A 15,070-nucleotide genomic window follows, 5' to 3' on the forward strand; every position below is an offset into this window, starting at 1 on the left:
GGGCGGGAACGGCAGGAAGGCCGGGGCGGCGGGCTCCGGGCGACGGCGCCGGTCGGCGGCGATGGCGCCGACCAGCACGAGCAATTGCATGAGCGTCAGCGGCCAGGCCACCGCGAAGGGCGTGCCGCCGCCGTGCTGCCAGCCGGCTTCGGCCAGCACCGTGCTGTTGAGATAGGACAGGCCGGCGACGGCCGCGACGGCCGGCACTGCCGGGCTGGCGCGCAGCACCGCCGGCGCCAGCGCCCACAGCCAGTACCAGGGGTTCACCACCGGCGCGAAGACCAGCAGTGCCACCACGGCGGCATCGGCCGGCGGCAGCGAGCGCGGCCAGCGCGCCGCCACGGCGCGCCAGCGCAAGCCGATCCAGGCGATGGCGAAGGCGATCAGCGCGCCGGCCAGGGCCCGTGCGACCGCTGGCGAACAGACCAGGTCGACGCTGCGGAACAGCAGCGGGTTGAAGCGCCATTCGCGCGCGAACACGGCGAGCGAGGTGGCATCGCTGCCGGCGCCGGCGAGCAGGAAGGGCAGGTAGCAGCCGGCCAGCGCAGCGGCGCTGCCGAAGCCGATCCAGCCGACCCAGCGCAGCGTGGCTGCGGCAGGCCGGTGCGGCCCCGGCAGGGCCGCGCGGCGGCCTGCCGGCGGCAGGCAGAACAGCGCCAGCGCGGCCAGTGCCGACAGCTTGGTCGCGGCCGCCAGCCCCAGCAGGGCACCGGCCAGACCCGGCCGGGCGCGGTGCCAGGCCAGCAGCGCGAGCAGCAGGAACAGGCCGACCACGCCGTCCGGATGGGCGGTGGCGATGGCTTCCTTCAGCAGCAGCGGATGCAGCGCATAGGCCGCCAGCCAGCGCGGCGCCACGCGCTGCGCGGCCAGTACGCACAGCACTGCCATGTCGAGCGCCGCCAGCAGGCCCTGGAGCGCGCCGATGCGGCCCGGCGCGATCAGGTGGGCGAGTGCGAACAGCGCTTGCAGCACCGGCCCGTACAGGGTCGGCAGGTCGGGGTTGTTGATGCCGCCGAGGATGTCCTGCCAGCGCGCATCGAGCTGCGTGGCGCCGAAGAAGTCCGACGGCGCATGCCGGTAGGGATCGAAATGGGTGGCGGTGCGCATGCCATCCCACAGGTAGCGGAAATGGTCGTCTTCGAGCAGCGGCGTGGCGGCGCTGGCGGCCAGCCGCAGCAGCAGTGCAAGGCCGAGCACGAAGCCCGGCGTGAGCCGTCCGAAGCGTGAGTCGCAGGCCAGCCAGGCCAGCGTGCCGATGCCGACGCCGGCGGCGCCGAGCACGCCGGCCAGGGCCCGCGCGCCATCCGCCGCGCCGAACACGGTGCCGCCCGCGAGCAGCAGCGCGACCTGGGTCGCGCCGAGCAGCGCAAGGCCGGCCGCGTGGGCAGGTGGAAGCGGGCGGGCGTGCATGGCCGGCGCGGCGTCAGAACGCGAAGGTGTAGGCCAGATTGGCGATGGCCTGGTCCTGCACCGTGTTGCGACCGCCGGTGACGGTGCCCACGCTCAGTGCCACGCCCTGATTGCCGGCAAAGGCATAGCCCACGCCGATCTTGGCGATCTGGCGTTCCTCGCGTACCTCGGGGAAGCGCGCCAGCGTGAAGCCCGGGCCGCCGATGTCGAGCTCGCCGCTGTAGCGCTTGGCGCTGTAGCCGAGGCTGGCGCTCCACTTCGGCGCGAAGCGGTAGCGCGTGCCGATGTCGATGAAGGCGGCGTTGGGGATGTGGCTGTCGCGGTGCTGGAAGCCGAGTTCGGCCGAGCCCGACCACTTCGACGTGAACTGCTTGCCGACGATCGCGTCGACCTCGACACCGCTCGCGCCGTTGCCGATGCCGGCAAAGCGGCCGGCGTCGTAGTCGCCCTTGACGATGCCGGCCAGCCGCAGGGTCAGGGTCGGCAGCGCCGGCCGCTCCAGCTCGTCGAGCGCGCGCCAGCTCACGCCGATCACGCTGTCGGCCAGGCCGTAGCTGTTGTCGGCATTGCCCGACTTGACCGCCGCATAGGCCACGGCGACGTCGAGCGCGAAGGCATCGCTGATGCCGTAGTCGAGCCGCAGCGCGCTGGTCGAGCGGCGATAGCGCGTGGCGGCGCCGCCGGTGATGTCGCTGATGCTGAGCTTCTGGTCGCCGATCCAGCCCTTGTTGCCGCTCTGCTCGGTATGGCTGGCGGTGAGGGCGGCGCTGCCCGGAATCGGCAGCCAGGGTGAATCGCCTTCGGCGAAGGCCGCGAGCGGCGCGACGGCGAGCAGCAGGGCGAGGGCTTTGCGTGCATGCATGGTCTCGGTCCTCGCGTTCACAGCTTGAAGCGGCGCTTGAGGTAGACGCCGAGCGCATTGGCTTCGTCGTCGGCCAGCGTCGGCAGGTGCTTGCCGGCGAGCAGTTCGCGCGCGGTGGCTTCGTCGAGCGACTTGCCCGGCAGCGGGCAGCTGGCGCAGGCGACCTTGCTGGCATAGACGCTCTTGCCGAGGTTGTAGGCCTGGGCGTCGCCGGTTTCCGCGCCGCCGCCGGCATCGGAGCCGGAGGCGCGCGCCGCCACGGCGCCGAGGCCGAGCGCGAGCGCGATCGATAGATGGGCAAGCGGTTTGAGGTTCAAGCGGACTCTCCTTGGGTTGTGGTCGTGGGTGGGCGAATCAGCGCCGCGCGTTCGGGGCGAGCGCGCGGGCCTGGGCAAGGCGGAGGGCGAGGCGATGGGCGAGCGAGCCGGGCCGGCGCGCGAGTTCGCGCAGCCAGAGCCGGCCGATCATTCCGAGGATTCCGCAGCCCGCGCCGACGACGCCGCGCAGGCTTCCGCTGATCTTGGAAACGCCGCCGGCGCGGGCGCGCCAGGCCACCGGCAGCTGCACCGTGCACAGGCCGAGGCGGTGCGCGCGCACCTGCATCTCCACGGTCCAGCCGTAGGCGCGGTCGCGCATGTCGAGGCGGTCGAAGGCGGTTCGGCGCAGCGCGCGATAGGGGCCCAGATCGGCCGCCGGCACCTGCCAGATCAGCCGCATCAGCCAGCAGGCCAGGGCATTGCCCCAGCGCTGGGCGGCGGTCAGCGCGCCGGGGTCGGGCGTGAGGCGCAGGCCCACCGCCAGCTCGGCGCCGGCGTCGATGGCGCCGAGCAGCCAGCGCGCGTCGGCCGGATCGGCGGCGCCGTCGCCATCGACGAAGATCAGCACCTCGCCACGGCTGGCCTGCACCGCATGCCAGCAGGCTTCGCCATAGCCGGGACGCGGCACCGTCAGCACGCGGGCGCCGGCCGCCAGCGCGACGGCGGCGGTGGCATCGGTCGAGCCGTTGTCGGCCACCACCACTTCGTCGATGAGCGGCCCGCCGTCGGCGGCGACGCAGGCCAGCAGGCCGGTCACGACGGCGCCGATGCAGGCTTCCTCGTTGCGCGCCGGCACGATGGCGCTGACGCGGCAGGGCGGGGCGGGACGGGCGGCGTGGGTCTTCATGGGCTCGACTGGCGGAGATCGCGGGGCCGGCCTTCGGCCGGGACGCGCTGGCCGACGGGTTTTGGAGCGATCGTTCAGCGCGGCGCCAGTAGAGCGGCTTCGTCGGGCCGAATCCTCACGAAAGATTCACGGCGCGGCGGCGCGAGGCCCGGGGCGAAATTTCTTTTGCCGGCGCTGTAAGAACCGTGCCGGCCGGCGCGACCAAGCCTCATGCGACCCGCCCAATCCCTGTCCCGGCCGATTTGCCGGCCCGCCTGCGCCAGTGCCAGCGCCTGCGCGCCCGGGCCGGCCCGCGTCCCTGCCGCCACCGCCGATCCCGGCGAGCCGGCGCTTTCCATCGTGGTGCCGGTGCTCGACGAAGCCACGGCGCTGCCCGGCCTGCTGGCGCAGTTGCGCGACTTCGCCGCGCGCGGCTGCGAGCTGGTGGTGGTGGACGGCGGCAGCCGCGACGGCTCGGTGGCGATCGCGCGCGCGGCCGGCGTGACCGTCGTCGAGGCGGCTTCGGGCCGGGCTGCGCAGATGAATGCCGGCGTCCGGGTCGCCCGTGGCCGGACGCTGCTGTTCCTGCATGCCGACACCCGGCTGCCGGCCGATGCCGATGCGCTGGTACTGGCGGCGCTGGCCGACGGGCGCCATGAGTGGGGACGCTTCGATGTGCGCATCGAGGGCCGGCCGGCGCTGCTGCCCGTGGTGGCGGCGCTGATGAACCGGCGCTCGCGGCTGACCGGCATCGCGACCGGCGATCAGGCCATGTTCATGCGGCGCTCGGTCTTCATGGCGCTCGGCGGTTTTCCGGACCAGCCGCTGATGGAGGACGTGGAGCTGTCGCGCCGGTTGCGGCGCCGGTCGGCGCCGGCCTGCCTGCGCGCGCGCGTGATCACGTCGGGCCGGCGCTGGGAGGCGCGCGGTCCGTGGCGCACCGTTTTCCTCATGTGGCGGCTGCGCCTGGCCTACTGGCTTGGCGTGTCGCCCGAACGACTGGCAAGGGCCTACCGATGACACTGCCGCATTCCGGAGGCCGGCCATGAAGCCGGCCCGCATCCTGCTGTTCGCCAAGGCGCCGCTGCCCGGCCTGGCCAAGACCCGACTGATTCCGGCGCTCGGCGCCGACGGTGCCGCCATGCTGGCGCGGCGCCTGCTGGACCATGCCCTGCGCGAGGCGGTCGAGGCCGACATCGGGCCGGTCGAACTGTGCGCCACGCCGCCCGACGACGCGGTCTGGGCCGGCATCGCGCTGCCGCCGGGCGTGACGCGCAGCGACCAGGGCGCGGGCGATCTGGGCCAGCGTCTCGCGCGCGCCGCCGCGCGTTCCGTCGCCGCCGGCGAGACGCCCATCCTCATCGGCGCCGACTGTCCGGCGCTCGACGCGCGCCGGCTCATGCTGGTGGCCGCCAGCTGCCTGGACGCCGACGCGACGATGGTGCCGGCGCGCGACGGCGGCTATGTGGCGCTCGGTCTGGCGCGCTTCCACCCCAGTCTGTTCGACGGCATCGCCTGGAGCACCGACGGCGTGGCCGCGGCCACCCGCGCGCGCGTGGCCGCGCTCGGCTGGCGGCTGCGCTGCCTGCCCGCGCTGACCGACATCGACGAGCCGGCCGACCTGGCGGCGCTGCCGCCGCACTGGCCCGAGGCGCAGCGCGCGGAGCTGGCGCCATGACCGCCGCCCGCCGCATCCTCGTGGTCGAGGACGACGCCCACATCGCCGAACTGCTGCGCCTGCATCTGGGCGATGCCGGCTATGCCGTGACCCATGCCGCCGACGGCGACAGCGGCGCCCGCCTGCTCGCCGAGGCGAGCTGGGACGCGCTCATCCTCGACCTGATGCTGCCCGGCATCGACGGGCTGGAGCTGTGCCGGCGGGCCCGCGCCCAGCCGCGCTACACGCCGATCGTCATCACCAGCGCCAGGTCGAGCGAGGTGCACCGCATCCTCGGCCTGGAGCTGGGCGCCGACGACTATCTGGCCAAGCCGTTCTCGGTGCTGGAGCTGGTGGCGCGGCTGCGCGCGCTGCTGCGCCGGGGCGATGCGCTGGCCCAGCCGGCGCGCGCCGCCGACGGCCCGATCCGGCTTGGCGGCCTGAGCGTGGACGCGGTCGCGCGCGAAGCCAGCGCCGACGGCCGCGCGCTCGAACTCACGCCGCGCGAATTCGACCTGCTGCTGTTCTTCGCGCGCCATCCGGGCGAGGTGTTCTCGCGCAACGACCTGCTCGACGAGGTCTGGGGCAACCGCTACGACGGCTACGAGCACACGGTCAACACCCACATCAACCGGCTGCGCAGCAAGATCGAGCCCGACCCGGCCATGCCGCGCCGCATCCTCACTGTGTGGGGGCGCGGCTACAAGCTGGCGCCGGCCGCCGGCGCCGACGCATGAGGCCGCGCGCCTGGCTCGGCCGGCTCACGCTCGGGCAGCGGCTGTGCGCGGTGTTCACGCTGCTGCTGCTGGCCGGCGTCGGCGGCACGCTGGCGGTGCAGCTGCGGCTCGGCGAGCAGCGCGAGCAGGAGCTGGTGCAAAGGCTGTCGGCCGGGCTGGCGGCGCACATCGCCGGCAACGGCGCGCTGATGGCGCACGGCGATCTCGATCCGCGCGCGGTGCAGGCGCTGTTCGGCAAGCTCATGGACGTGAACCCGAGCGTCGAGGTCTATCTGCTGGCGCCCGACGGCCGCATCGTCGGCGATGCCGCGCCGCCCGGCCATCTGCGCCGCGCGCGCGTGGACCTGGCGCCGGTGCGGGCCTTTCTGGCCGGCCGGCCGCTGCCCATCGTCGGCGACGATCCGCGCAGCGCCGAGGCGCGCAAGGTGTTCAGCGCCGCGCCGCTGCGCATCGACGGTCACGACGCCGGCTATGTGTATGTGGTGCTGATCGGCGAGGACCACGATGCGCTCGCGGCGCGCGGCCGGCCCGACCATCTGCTGGCGCTGACGCTGCTGGCGGTCGGCCTGGTGCTGGCGCTGGTGCTGACGGTCGGGCTGGTGGCGGTGCGCAGCGTCACCCGGCCGCTCGACCGGCTGACGGCGGCGGTGCGCGGCTTTGCCGCCGACGGCCGGGCCGACGCGGCCAGTTTCGACGGTGCCTTGCCGGCCGGCAGCGGCGACGAGATCGCGCTGCTGCGCCAGGCCTTCGCCCAGATGGCCGGCCGCATCGGCGAGCAATGGCGCGCCCTCGCGGCCCAGGACGAGCAGCGGCGCGAACTCGTGGCCAACATCTCGCACGACCTGCGCACGCCGCTGACCTCGCTGCACGGCTTTCTGGAAACCCTGCTCATCAAGTCCGACTCGCTCGGCGAGGCCGAGCGCCGGCGCTATCTGGAGGTGGCGCTGGCGCAGAGCCGCAAGGTCGGCCGGCTGGCGCAGGAGCTGTTCGAGCTGGCGCGGCTGGAGTACGGCGTGGTCAAGCCCGAGACCGAGGACTTCTCGCTCGCCGAGCTGGTGCATGACGTGCTGCAGAAGTTCGAGCTGGCGGCGCAGGCGCGGCGCCAGCGGCTGCGCGCCGACATCGCGCCCGGCCTGCCGGTGGTCACGGCCGATCTCGGGCTGATCGAGCGGGTGCTGACCAATCTGCTCGACAACGCGATTCGCCACACGCCCGAGGGCGGCGACATCGAGGTGCAGCTGTGGCTGGCCGGCGGTCAGGTGATGGTGCAGATCAGCGACAGCGGGCCGGGCATTCCGGCGGCGCTGCGGCCGGGCCTGTTCACGCGCGCGGCGTTTGCCGGCCAGCCGCGCCCGGCATCGAGCAATGCGAGCGGCGGGCTCGGGCTCATCATCGTGCGGCGCATCCTGGAGCTGCACGGCAGCGAGATCCGGCTGGTGAGCGGCGGCGGTGGCGGCGCGGTGTTCCGGTTTCCGCTTGCGGCGCGCGGCTGCTAGCGGCCGGGTTCAGGCGCGGTAGCCCAGCTCGGCCCGCAGCGCCGGCACCAGAAAATCGACCAGCCCGCGCGTCTTGGCGGTGGCCAGCCGGGTGCGCGTGAACACCACATGCACCGGCAGCGGCGCCGGCTCCCAGTCGGTCAGCACGCGTTGCAGCCGGCCATCGGCCAGCATGGCCTCGGCCTGATACGACAGCACGCAGGTCAGCCCCTTGCCCTCCAGCGCCGAGGCCAGTGCCGCATCGGCGCTGTTGACCGTCAGCCGCGGCTGCACCCGCACCTGCCGCAGCCGCTCGGCGCGCCCGTCGGCGCTGCCAGGGCCAAAGCTCCACACCTCGCTCGGCGTGATCTGCGTGAACGCGATGCAGGCCAGCGCCGCCAGATCGGCCGGCTCGCGCGGCGGCCGCACCCGCGCCAGATACGCCGGGCTGGCGCAGACGATGCGGCTCACCTCGCCGACCTTGAGCGCGACCAGACTCGAATCGGGCAGATGGCCGATGCGCACCGCCAGATCGATGCCTTCGTCGATCACATTCACCACGCGGTCGAGCAGCAGCAGCCGCACCTGCACCGCCGCATGCCGGTCGAGAAAGGCATCGACCTGCGGCCGCACCTTGAGCCGGCCGAACATGCGCGGCGCGGTCACGGTAAGCAGGCCGCGCGGCGCGGCGCGGTCGCCGGCGGCGCCAAGCTCGGCCTCCTCGATCTGCTCCAGCACCGCGCGACAGGTGCCCAGATAGGCCTCGCCACGCTCGGTGAGCCGGAGCGAGCGCGTGGTGCGCACCAGCAGCGGCGCGCCCAGCCGCGCCTCCAGAAAACCGAGCGCCCGGCTCACCGCCGCCGGCGACTTGCCGAGCCGGCGCCCGCCGCGCGCCAGGCTGCCTTCATCGACCACCGCCACGAACAGCGCCATTGCATCGAGTCGGTCCATGATTCATTACATCCATTTTGCGCAAGAACAGCTTGCAGGATGAATGGATTCTCTCGATTGGCGCAAGGCTTCAAGGTTCGCTCCACCCGCAGAACGCCGGGTTTCAACCAAGGAGCAAGACCATGAGCCGCATCGTCCCCCTCGATCCCGCCACCGCCACCGGTACCACCGCCGACCTGCTCGACGCCGTCAACAACGCCTTCGGCACCGTGCCCAACCTGTTCCGCGTCGCGGCCCAGGCGCCGGGCGCGCTGCAAGGGTTGCTGCAATTCAACGCCGCGCTCGGCCACGGTGCGCTCAAGCTGCGCGAGCGCGAAGCCATCGCGCTGGCGGTGGCCGAAGCCAACGGCTGCGACTACTGCCTGTCGGCGCACAGCTACCTCGGCAACAAGGCCGGGCTGGTCGATGCCGAGATCGCGCTGGCGCGCGAAGGCAAGTCGGCCGACGGCCGGCTCGATGCGCTGCTGCGCCTGGCCACCACGCTGGTCCATGCGCGCGGCCATGCGAGCGACGAGCAGATCGCCGCCGCGCGCGCCGCCGGCCTTGGCGATGCCGAGCTGGTGGAAGTGGTCGGCGCGGTCGCGCTGAACCTGTTCACCAACTACCTGAACCTGCTCGCGCAGACGCCGATCGACTTCCCGTTGGTGCGCGCCGGCGCGGCCCGGGGCTGATGACAAGCGGTCGTCCGGCCGGCGCAAAAAAATCTTTTGCACGCTGTGTAAGAAGCGCGCCGGCCGGACGACCAAGCCACATGTGCAACACGTTCGGAGCCTGTCGATGAATGCCGTTTCCCTTCTGCACCGCAGTGCCGCGCTGGCCATTGCCGGCCTTGCGACGATTGCCGCGCCCTTTGCCGCCAACGCTGCCTGCGTGGCAAACAGCGGCGCGACCACGACCGCGCTGGTCGAGCTGTACACGTCGGAAGGCTGCTCAAGCTGCCCGCCGGCCGACCGCGCGCTCGGCAAGCTCGACGCGGCACTCGCGCCCGGCGCCGCCGCCATCCCGATCGCGCTGCATGTGGACTACTGGGATTCGATCGGCTGGAAGGACCCGTTCGCGCAGGCCGCCTTTGGCGCGCGGCAAAGCTGGCGCGTCGGCGTGCTGCATCAGCGCACGGTCTGGACGCCGCATTTCTTTGTCAGTGGCGGCGAGCTGCGCGACTGGCGCGAGAAGCTGCGCGATCAGGTGCGGCAGATCAACGCCACGCCGGCGCGCGCCAGCGTCAGGCTCGATGCGCGGCTTGCGGCCGACGGCGCGCTGAACGTCGATGCAAGCGCTGCCACGACGGCGGGCACGCATCCGGCGCTGTACGTTGCCGTGACCGAAAGCGGCCTCACTTCCAAGGTGGCGCGCGGCGAGAACGGCGGCGCGACGCTGCATCACGACCATGTGGTGCGCAGCCTGATCGGCCCGATCGACTTTGCCGACGGCAAGGCCGCGCTCAGCCAGCGCATCAAGCTGCCGGCGGAGTGGAACCGCGACGGTCTGGCACTGGTGGGTTTCGTCGAGGACGCCGCCAACGGCCAGGTGCTCCAGGCCGCCACCACTGGCCAGTGCCTGCGCTCGTGAAGGACGCTGCCATGAACGCCAGCGCCACCGAGGCCATTCGGCCCGCGCGCCGCACGCTGCAACCGGCCTGGGTGCGCGCGACCCACTGGCTCAATGTCGTCGCGGTCGTGCCGCTCGCCATGAGCGGCTGGCGCATCTACGACGCCTCGCCCTTCTTCGACTTCGAGATTCCGCGCGCCATCACGCTCGGCGGCTGGCTCGGCGGCGCGATCCAGTGGCACTTCGCCGCGATGTGGCTGCTGGTGCTCAACGGCCTGCTGTGGATCGCGGGCAATGCGGTCACCGGGCGCTGGCGCGAACGCTTCTGGCCGCTGTCGCCGCGCGCGGTGCTCGGCGATCTGTTCGCCTTCGTGCGCGGCAAGCTGAGTCATGACGACCTCGCGCACTACAACGGCGTGCAGCGCGCGGCCTATGTGGCGGTGGCGCTCGACCTGCTGCTGCTGGTGCTCTCGGGCCTGGTGCTGTGGAAGTCGGTGCAGTTCCCGCTGCTGCGCGAACTGCTCGGCGGCTACGAGCTGGCGCGGCGCATCCACTTTCTTGCAATGGCCGGGCTGGTGGGTTTCGTCGCCATCCACCTGGTGATGGTCGCCCTCGTGCCGCGCAGCCTGCGCGCCATGACGCTCGGCCGCTGATCCCTGACTTCATCGAGCCCCGACCATGTCCAGCCGCCCCGAACCCCGAATGCCGCGCAGCCTGCGCGCCGCCCTCACAGACGTGCTCGCCGATGGCCTGCGCAGCCTGCGCCGCAATGAATCGGCACTGCCCGACAACGCCCGCCGCAATCTGCTGCGCGGCAGCCTTTCGCTCGGCGGCCTGTCGCTGCTCAGCGGCTGCCAGCTGGTCGACGAGGCCAGCGTCGAATCGGCGCTGATGAAAGTGTCGCGCTTCAACGACCGCGCCCAGGCCGCGCTGTTCGGCCCCGACCGGCTCGCGCCGACCTATCCCGACTCGATGATCGTGCGGCCGTTTCCGTTCAACGCCTTCTACGGCGAGGAAGCCGCGCCCGATGTGGCCGCCGACGACTGGCGGCTGGAAGTGGGCGGCAAGGTCGGCGACCGGGGCCGCTGGAACCTGGCCGCGCTGCGCCAGCTGCCGCAGACCGCCCACACCACGCGCCACATCTGCGTGGAAGGCTGGAGCGCGATCGGCAACTGGGGCGGCGTGCCGCTCGGCACTTTCCTGCGCCGCGTGGGCGCCGACCTGGGCGCGAAGTATGTCGATTTCCGCTGCGCCGACGGCTATCACACCAGCCTCGACATGCCGACGGCGCTGCATCCGCAGACGCTGCTGGTGCTCGACCAGGACGGCGCGCCGCTGCCGCGCCGCAATGGCGCGCCGCTCAAGCTGCGCGTGCCGACCAAGCTTGGCTACAAGAATCCGAAGCACATCGTGGCCCTGACCGTGACCGACGCCTATCCCGGCGGTTACTGGGAAGACCAGGGCTACAACTGGTTTGGCGGGAGCTGAGCGGGCAGCGCCCGCCAGTACCGCCATCACACCGGCCGATCCCGGCCAGCCGATTCCGGCAATTTCACTGCATCTTCAAGGAGCTTTACATGAACCGCATCGCCATCGCCCTGATCGCCGCCGCCTGCTCGTTCTCGTTCGGTGTTGCCCATGCCGACGACATGAAGAAGGACGCCATGAGCCACGACGCCATGAGCAAGGACGGCATGAAGAAGGATGAAATGAAGAAGGACGAGATGAAGAAGGACGGCATGGCCAAGGACGGCATGTCGAAGGACGCGATGGGCAAGGACGGCATGGCCAAGGACGGCATGAAGAAGGACGCCATGGGCAAGGACGGCATGGCCAAGGACGAAATGAAGAAGTGATCGCGGCGGCTCCGTCGGCTCCGGCGGCAGCGGGCCTGTGCGTGGCCCGGGCTGCCGCCGGCTCAGCCGACGAAGCGGTAGCCGACGCCGGCTTCCGTCAGCAGATGACGCGGCTGCGAGGCGTCGTCCTCCACCTTCTTGCGCAGATTGGCCATGTGGACGCGCACGTAATGCGTGTCCTCGGCATGGCCCGGCCCCCAGACGGCGCGCAGCAGTTGCCGGTGCGTGATGACGCGATCCGGCTGCGTGGCGAGCTGGGTGAGCAGGCGATATTCGATCGGCGTGAGATGCAATGGCACGCCGTCACGCTCGACGCTGCGGCGCGCAAGGTCGATGCGCACGCTGCCGAAGGCGATGCTCGCGGCGCCGTCCTCGGGCCGGCGCGCGTGGCGCCGCAACTGGGCCCGCACGCGGGCCATCAGTTCGCCGGCGCCAAAGGGCTTGACCAGGTAATCGTCGGCGCCCGCGTCGAGTGCGCCGATCTTGTCGGCCTCGGCGCTGCGGGCCGACAGCACCACCACCGGCGCCTGCGACCAGCCGCGCAGGTCGCGGATGAAATCGCCGCCGTCGCCATCGGGCAGGCCGAGGTCGAGCACGATGAGATCGGGCCGGCGCGTGCCGGCGTCGATCAGGCCGCGCGCGAGCGTGTCGGCCTCGAAGACTTCATGGCCCTCGGCTTCGAGCGCCAGCCGCACGAAGCGGCGGATGGCGGCGTCGTCCTCGACGACGAGAATTCGGTTGCGGTCGTTCATGCCGGATCGGTGAGTGGGCTGGCGCTGCCGTCGTCGCATGGCGGTTCGCCGCGCGGCAGCTCGACGGTGAAGCGCGCGCCGCCAGTGGCGCGGGTCTCGCCCCGGATGCTGCCACCGTGCGCCTGCACGATGGCGCGGCAGATGGCCAGGCCCAGACCCACGCCGGGCAGGGCGCTTTCGCGCTGGCCGCGCTCGAACTTGTCGAACACGGCGGCTTCGCGGCCGGGCGGCAGGCCGGGGCCGTGGTCGTCGACGGTGACGACGACGGTCGCCGCGTCGGCGCGCGCGGAAATCTCGATGGGCGTGCCGGCCGGCGTGTACTTGGCGGCGTTTTCCAGCAGGTTCACCAGCACGCGTTCGAACAGCACGGCGTCGAGATGCAGCAGCGGCAGGTCGTCGGGCAGACGCGTGGTCACGCGGCGCGCGCCGAGCGTGCCGGCGCAGGCGGCGAGTGCGCTGCCGACCACTTCTTCGAGCGGCTGCCATTCGCGCTTGAGCCGCACCGCGCCCGATTCGAGCCGCGCCATGTCGAGCAGGTTGCCGACCAGCGCATTCATGCGCAGCGCCGACTGGCGGATGGCGACGGCGGTATCGCGGCGCTGCTCGGCGTCGTCGACCCAGGCCAGCGTGTCGGCCAGGCCGATGAGGCCGGCGAGCGGCGTGCGCAGGTCGTGCGAGATGGCCGACAGCAGCGAGTTGCGCAGCCGTTCCGATTCCATCTGCACCGTGCTCTGCTGCGCCACCTCGATGTAGTGGATGCGCTCCAGCGAGATCGCGAGCAGCGCGGCGCAGGTATCGAGCAGGCGGCGCTGCTCGGGGTCGAGCGCGGCGCTGTCGGCGACCTCGACCGCGAGCACGCCGCGCACGCGCATCGGCGCCTTGAGCGGCAGCACCAGGCAGGCGCTGGCGGGCAGCGTGTCGGTGCCGCGCCCGGCCGGTGCGGCATGGTCGAAGGCCCATTGCGCGACGCCCGCATCGAGCGGCGCGTTGCCGCCGGCGAGCGTCGCAAGCCGGTTGTCGGCATCGGCCGCGAGCAGGCTGCTGCGCGCATCGAACTCGGCCGCGAGGAAGCGCGCGCCGATGTCGGCGACCTGCTCGGGCAGCAGCGCCGTGCCCAGTTCGCGCGCCATGTCGTAGAGCCGGCGCATGCGGCGCTCGCCCTCGCGCGCGGCCTCGGCCTGGGCCTTGAGGCCGGCGGTGAGCTGGCCGATCACCAGCGCTACCAGCAGCATCACGCCGAAGGTGACCAGGTACTGCGCATCGCTGACCGCGAAGGTGAAGCGCGGCGGCACGAAGAAGAAATCGAACAGCGCCACGCCGATGAAGGCCGCGAGCACCGCCGGCCCGCGCCCCTGCGTGAGCGCGACGCCGACCACCGCGAGCAGGAACAGCATGACGATGTTGGTCAGCTCCAGTCGGCCGCTGAGCGGCGTGGCGAGCAGCGCGACCGCGATGCCGGCGGCCAGCGCGACCGCATAGCCGCGCGCGCTGCGCGGCGGTGCGGCGGGCTCGCTGGCGGTTGCCGGCGGCGCGGTGGCGAGGGCCGCGACTTGCAGCACGTCGAGGTCGGCGGCGCGCGCCGCGAGTGCGCTGGCGGTCGATGGCCGCAGCAGCCGCAGCCACCACGGCCGCCGCGCCGGTCGGCCGACCACCAGCCGCGCGAGGTTGTGCTCGCGCGCATGGGCGACGAGCGCGCCGGCCACGTCGGTCGCGCCGATCAGCGCGGTGCTCGCGCCCAGTTCCTCGGCCAGCCGCAGCGCATCGAGGGCGGCGGCGCGGCCGCGCGCATTGGCGCCGGCGGCCACATGCACCGCGCGCCACGGCAGGCCGAGCTGGCCGGCGAGGCGCGCCGAGGCACGCACCACTTTCTCGGCGGCCGCATCGGCACCCACGCAGGCAAGCAGCGCCTCGCGGTTGGGCCACACGGGCGCCGCCGCGCCACGCCGGCGCCAGGCCTGCATCTCGCCATCCACGCGGTCGGCGGTGCGGCGCAGCGCCAGTTCGCGCAGCGCCAGCAGATTGCCCTTGCGAAAGAACCCGACTGCCGCGCGCCCGGCCTGTTCGCCGAGATAGACCTTGCCGGCCGCGAGCCGCGCGAGCAGTTCGTCGGGCGGCAGATCGACCACCACCACTTCGTCGGCGCTGTCGAACACGCGGTCGGGCAGGGTCTCGCGCACGCGCACGCCGGTGATGCCGCCGACGATGTCGTTGAGGCTGTCGAGATGCTGGACGTTGAGCGTGGTCCACACGTCGATGCCGGCGGCGAGCAGTTCCTCGGCGTCCTGCCAGCGCTTGGGATGGCGCGCGCCGGGCGCATTGCTGTGCGCGAATTCGTCGAGCAGCACCAGCGCGCCGGGGTGGGCGGCGCCAAAGGCGAGCGCGGCGTCGAGGTCGAATTCATCGAGCGCATGGCCGCGATGCTCGACCGCGCGCCGGGGCAGCAGCGGCAGGTCGCGCGCGAGTGCGGCGGTCTCGGCGCGGCCGTGGGTCTCGACGATGCCGACGACGAGCGGCCGGCCGGCGTCGAGCGCCGCGCGGCCGGCGCCGAGCATCGCGAAGGTCTTGCCCACGCCGGCCGACGCGCCGAAGAAGATGCGCAGCCGGCCGCGCGCGGCGCGCGCCGTTTCGGCATGCAGGTCGGCGAGCAGGCGGTCGGGATCGGGGCGGGCGTCGGTCATG

Annotated in this window: 16 protein-coding genes; 9 read left to right on the forward strand and 7 right to left on the reverse strand. The window is 72.7% G+C overall.

Going from position 1 to position 15,070, the window contains the following annotated elements; genetic code table 11:
* The 4 genes from B9P64_RS30675 to B9P64_RS30690 form a co-directional block, all read right to left on the reverse strand.
* Positions 1-1,410: hypothetical protein (locus tag B9P64_RS30675; protein ID WP_085315341.1), on the reverse strand; the 1,410-nt coding region annotated here is incomplete at its 3' end.
* Between the two features lie 13 nt (positions 1,411-1,423).
* Entirely contained in the window at positions 1,424-2,272 is an 849-nt protein-coding gene (locus tag B9P64_RS30680) for a transporter (RefSeq protein ID WP_085315342.1), read from the reverse strand.
* Positions 2,273-2,289: 17 nt separating this feature from the next.
* Positions 2,290-2,589: a hypothetical protein gene (locus B9P64_RS30685; RefSeq protein WP_085315343.1), complete on the reverse strand. Its 300-nt coding sequence runs from the start codon at positions 2,587-2,589 to the stop codon at positions 2,290-2,292.
* A 37-nt stretch (positions 2,590-2,626) separates the two neighbouring features.
* Positions 2,627-3,436 carry a glycosyltransferase family 2 protein gene (locus B9P64_RS30690; RefSeq protein ID WP_085315344.1) on the reverse strand — a complete coding sequence of 270 codons (810 nt, stop codon included), beginning with the start codon at positions 3,434-3,436 and terminating at the stop codon, positions 2,627-2,629.
* A 210-nt stretch (positions 3,437-3,646) separates the two neighbouring features.
* Here B9P64_RS30690 and B9P64_RS30695 point away from each other — a divergent pair, with 210 nt between their 5' ends.
* The 4 genes from B9P64_RS30695 to B9P64_RS30710 are packed head-to-tail and all read left to right on the forward strand — an operon-like array spanning position 3,647 to position 7,305.
* Complete coding sequence (locus tag B9P64_RS30695) at positions 3,647-4,435, forward strand: TIGR04283 family arsenosugar biosynthesis glycosyltransferase (protein ID WP_085315345.1); 789 nt, start codon at positions 3,647-3,649, stop codon at positions 4,433-4,435.
* A gap of 25 nt (positions 4,436-4,460) precedes the next feature.
* A complete protein-coding gene (locus B9P64_RS30700; protein WP_085315346.1) occupies positions 4,461-5,093 on the forward strand; it encodes a TIGR04282 family arsenosugar biosynthesis glycosyltransferase in 633 nt (210 codons plus the stop codon).
* Positions 5,090-5,809, forward strand: a complete 720-nt coding sequence (locus tag B9P64_RS30705) for a response regulator transcription factor (protein WP_085315347.1) — start codon at positions 5,090-5,092, stop codon at positions 5,807-5,809. The genes B9P64_RS30700 and B9P64_RS30705 overlap by 4 nt, the downstream gene beginning before the upstream one ends.
* Positions 5,806-7,305 carry a sensor histidine kinase gene (locus B9P64_RS30710; protein ID WP_085315348.1) on the forward strand — a complete coding sequence of 500 codons (1,500 nt, stop codon included), beginning with the start codon at positions 5,806-5,808 and terminating at the stop codon, positions 7,303-7,305. The genes B9P64_RS30705 and B9P64_RS30710 overlap by 4 nt, the downstream gene beginning before the upstream one ends.
* Positions 7,306-7,314: 9 nt before the next feature.
* On the opposite strand, the gene B9P64_RS30715 is transcribed toward B9P64_RS30710, so the two are convergent.
* Entirely contained in the window at positions 7,315-8,235 is a 921-nt protein-coding gene (locus B9P64_RS30715; protein WP_085315349.1) for a LysR family transcriptional regulator, read from the reverse strand.
* Between the two features lie 122 nt (positions 8,236-8,357).
* Here B9P64_RS30715 and B9P64_RS30720 point away from each other — a divergent pair, with 122 nt between their 5' ends.
* The 5 genes from B9P64_RS30720 to B9P64_RS30740 all read left to right on the forward strand — a co-directional run bounded on the left by B9P64_RS30720 (position 8,358) and on the right by B9P64_RS30740 (position 11,639).
* Positions 8,358-8,906: a carboxymuconolactone decarboxylase family protein gene (locus B9P64_RS30720; RefSeq protein ID WP_085315350.1), complete on the forward strand. Its 549-nt coding sequence runs from the start codon at positions 8,358-8,360 to the stop codon at positions 8,904-8,906.
* Positions 8,907-9,012: 106 nt separating this feature from the next.
* Entirely contained in the window at positions 9,013-9,804 is a 792-nt protein-coding gene (locus tag B9P64_RS30725; protein WP_085315351.1) for a DUF1223 domain-containing protein, read from the forward strand.
* Between the two features lie 11 nt (positions 9,805-9,815).
* Positions 9,816-10,436, forward strand: a complete 621-nt coding sequence (locus B9P64_RS30730; RefSeq protein WP_085315352.1) for a cytochrome b/b6 domain-containing protein — start codon at positions 9,816-9,818, stop codon at positions 10,434-10,436.
* A gap of 25 nt (positions 10,437-10,461) precedes the next feature.
* Positions 10,462-11,271, forward strand: a complete 810-nt coding sequence (locus tag B9P64_RS30735) for a molybdopterin-dependent oxidoreductase (protein ID WP_139826170.1) — start codon at positions 10,462-10,464, stop codon at positions 11,269-11,271.
* 89 nt (positions 11,272-11,360) lie between these two features.
* On the forward strand, positions 11,361-11,639 hold the full coding sequence (locus B9P64_RS30740; RefSeq protein WP_085315354.1) for a pentapeptide MXKDX repeat protein: 279 nt from the start codon (positions 11,361-11,363) through the stop codon (positions 11,637-11,639).
* Positions 11,640-11,701: 62 nt separating this feature from the next.
* Here B9P64_RS30740 and B9P64_RS30745 read toward each other — a convergent pair whose 3' ends face one another.
* A complete protein-coding gene (locus tag B9P64_RS30745) occupies positions 11,702-12,391 on the reverse strand; it encodes a response regulator (RefSeq protein WP_085315355.1) in 690 nt (229 codons plus the stop codon).
* Positions 12,388-15,069 carry a DUF4118 domain-containing protein gene (locus B9P64_RS30750; RefSeq protein WP_085315356.1) on the reverse strand — a complete coding sequence of 894 codons (2,682 nt, stop codon included), beginning with the start codon at positions 15,067-15,069 and terminating at the stop codon, positions 12,388-12,390. The genes B9P64_RS30745 and B9P64_RS30750 overlap by 4 nt, the downstream gene beginning before the upstream one ends.
* Between the last annotated feature and the right edge of the window lies 1 nt (position 15,070).

The organism is Derxia lacustris (assembly GCF_002105195.1).
Lineage (GTDB): Bacteria > Pseudomonadota > Gammaproteobacteria > Burkholderiales > Burkholderiaceae_E > Derxia > Derxia lacustris.